The sequence below is a fragment of the Segatella baroniae DSM 16972 = JCM 13447 genome, from assembly GCF_000426585.1.
Taxonomy (GTDB): domain Bacteria; phylum Bacteroidota; class Bacteroidia; order Bacteroidales; family Bacteroidaceae; genus Prevotella; species Prevotella baroniae.
The window spans coordinates 1-2,587 of record NZ_AUFQ01000040.1 but is presented as its reverse complement, the minus strand read 5'-3'; the positions used below and the strand labels follow the sequence as shown (position 1 = coordinate 2,587).

Below are 2,587 nucleotides of genomic sequence, written 5' to 3'. Positions count from 1 at the left end.
ATTATGTATCTTTGCAGGTGTATAGCTGTATATACGGCTATACGTATATAAGTCAATAAAGGAATACGACAATACGTATATACATATATAAAGAATATAAATCAAATAATATGACAAAGCAAGCAAAAATCATCTCATTTGCCAACCACAAAGGAGGGGTTGGCAAGACTACCACTACTGCCAGTGTAGGTTCTATCCTTGCCTCTATGGGAAACAAGGTGTTGTTGGTAGACATGGATGCCCAAAGCAATCTTACAACCTCCCTGTTAAAAGATAATCAAGTTGATCAGACCATCTATGATGCTCTTTCCGCTTCTTGCAGGGGTACGGCTTACAGCCTGGCAATCTATCCGATAGCAGAAAATCTTGACATCGTTCCATCTTCATTGCGTCTTGCATCTGCCGACCTTGAACTCTCTTCTGTCATGGCGAGAGAACACATCCTTACAGACATATTACAGGAAAAGAAGGCTGATTATGACTACATCTTAATAGATTGTCCCCCATCTTTGGGGCTTCTTACTCTTAACGCAGTTACAGCATCAGATTTGGTTGTCATACCTCTGCTTGCAGAAGTACTTCCTTTCCAGGGTCTTACTATGATCAGCGATTTTGTCAGAATGGTAAAGCAGAAGCTAAATCCAAAGATTGAGATTACCGGTATTCTCCTCACTCGTTGGGAAAAATCCAATTTGAGCAGACAGATCGAGGATGGTCTTAGGGCCAAGCTTGGCGATAAAGTGTTCCAAACCAAGATCCGAAAGAACATCAAGATTGCCGAAGCTCCTCTGGAAGCCGTCAATATTGTTGACTATGATCCGAAGAGCAACGGAGCTGCTGATTACAAGGCTTTCGTAGGAGAACTTTTAGACAGGACAAAGAACCTATAAATTTACATTTATGAGCAAAGGTATTAACAAAAACTCCATGAGCAGTCTTTTGGAAGGACTTACTTCTGTCAGGAGTACAACTCCGGAAGATAATCACCAGCCAAATCCAAGCTCCAATTCAAAGGAGAAAGTAACATCCATCCCAGGGGATAAACCGATATCTAAAGGTGGTTCAAAGGAAAGAATATGTACCTCCGTCGATAAGAACGTCATGAATAAGATACGTACCATATCAGAAACAGAGGGTATTCAAATCAATGAACTTATTACCTTAGGTCTTGACATGGTTATATCTAAATATGAAGAGACGCATGGGGCGGTGCGACCTAAAAAGATTAACAAAGGCAATATAGACAATATCTTTCGTTAAGGCAGGAAGTCCATACTACCATCTTTAGTACACATAAGAAGGACGAGCAATCAGTAATGGTCACTCGTCCTTGTATGTTTATGCAAGCAGAAATACCGGAATACATAATATGGAATTTATAGTCTTTCACTATTCAGGATAGTAGCTAATTGTTCTGCGGTGTGCCCCAGACGGAAGAAATCACTGATGTCCTTTTCCGATTTTTCACCAGAAAGAGGAAGCAGGACTCTTCTTACATTATATTTTCCAGTATATTCCTGTACTCGCTTTTTCGACTCACTTTGTCCTGTTGCATCCATATCATAAAGGATAACAATTGTCCGGAACCTTCCGGCAAGTTGTTGCATAAGACTGTCAGGGAGCTTGGCAGTCTCGCTATTCAGGCATATCGCATGGAACCCATGTGCTGCCAGCGACATGACATCTTTCTCGCCACCTGTGATAAAGACATATTCTCCTTGTGCCGGCAGCTGTTTCCAGCCGAAAATATATGGTTTAGGAAGGACACCAGCATAGAGAAATCTGTTTTTGGAGCAGGGAGAATAGATTTTGATGCCATCATTGTTATTAAAGAGGTATCCAAAAGTCGGATACTTTGCTGTTCCATAAACAGTAAATTCCTTTCCATTCTCTTTTGACATTCTGCATGCCGAAAGGCTTGCAACATGATAGTGTTCCAGCGTATCCTGATCAATTCCATAACGCTGCCAAAAACACAGTTCCTCCATGGTAAAAGGCTTTTCCTTGTATTGGAATGAAAGTGTGGAGGAAGTCTCCGGCTTCTGTCTCTTTACAAGTCGTTTATAGATGATTTCTGTTTGTGGAAATGGATTATTGAACAATCCCAGGCAAAGCTCTTTGTCTATCACCTTCAGGATATCCTTAAATGCAGTCTTTACATTCATATTGCACAGTCTGGCCACAATGGCAAAGCAGTTGCCACAGAAGCTGCTATCGCCAAAATCCTGTAAATAATACTCCACTTGTCCATATGTGTTTTTATTCGCATACAGATGGCATGATGGGCGGCTGTCTTCCCTGAAGGGATTTTTAAAGATTCTCTTCAGGCATACATCGCCTAAGTAATGTGTAAACACATCCAGTCCACCACCAGTCAGATAAAGTATTTGTTGTCTTTCGTTCATTTTTTCTTGTTGGAATGTTAGTTGATCATATTCCCCGTCATGCCGATAGGTCAGCTTTAATTGTTTACAAAACTTGTACAACTCAATACTAACCTAACACACGTGGAAGCCCCTCCAAAATAATCGCTCTCATACCGGTTGTTTCCAACTGCCAATCGAAGTCAGCCACTTCGGAACCATTC

Annotated in this window: 3 protein-coding genes; 2 read left to right on the top strand and 1 reads right to left on the bottom strand. The window is 41.1% G+C overall.

Going from position 1 to position 2,587, the window contains the following annotated elements:
* The first annotated feature begins 110 nt into the window (after nucleotides 1-110).
* Together K334_RS0112730 and K334_RS0112725 are read left to right on the top strand one after the other, a co-directional pair.
* Nucleotides 111-890: a ParA family protein gene (locus K334_RS0112730; protein WP_025882235.1), complete on the top strand. Its 780-nt coding sequence runs from the start codon at nucleotides 111-113 to the stop codon at nucleotides 888-890.
* Between the two features lie 10 nt (nucleotides 891-900).
* Nucleotides 901-1,260, top strand: a complete 360-nt coding sequence (locus K334_RS0112725; RefSeq protein ID WP_004345402.1) for a hypothetical protein — start codon at nucleotides 901-903, stop codon at nucleotides 1,258-1,260.
* Between the two features lie 116 nt (nucleotides 1,261-1,376).
* Here K334_RS0112725 and K334_RS0112720 read toward each other — a convergent pair whose 3' ends face one another.
* A complete protein-coding gene (locus K334_RS0112720; RefSeq protein ID WP_025882232.1) occupies nucleotides 1,377-2,405 on the bottom strand; it encodes a toprim domain-containing protein in 1,029 nt (342 codons plus the stop codon).
* Nucleotides 2,406-2,587: the final 182 nt, after the last annotated feature.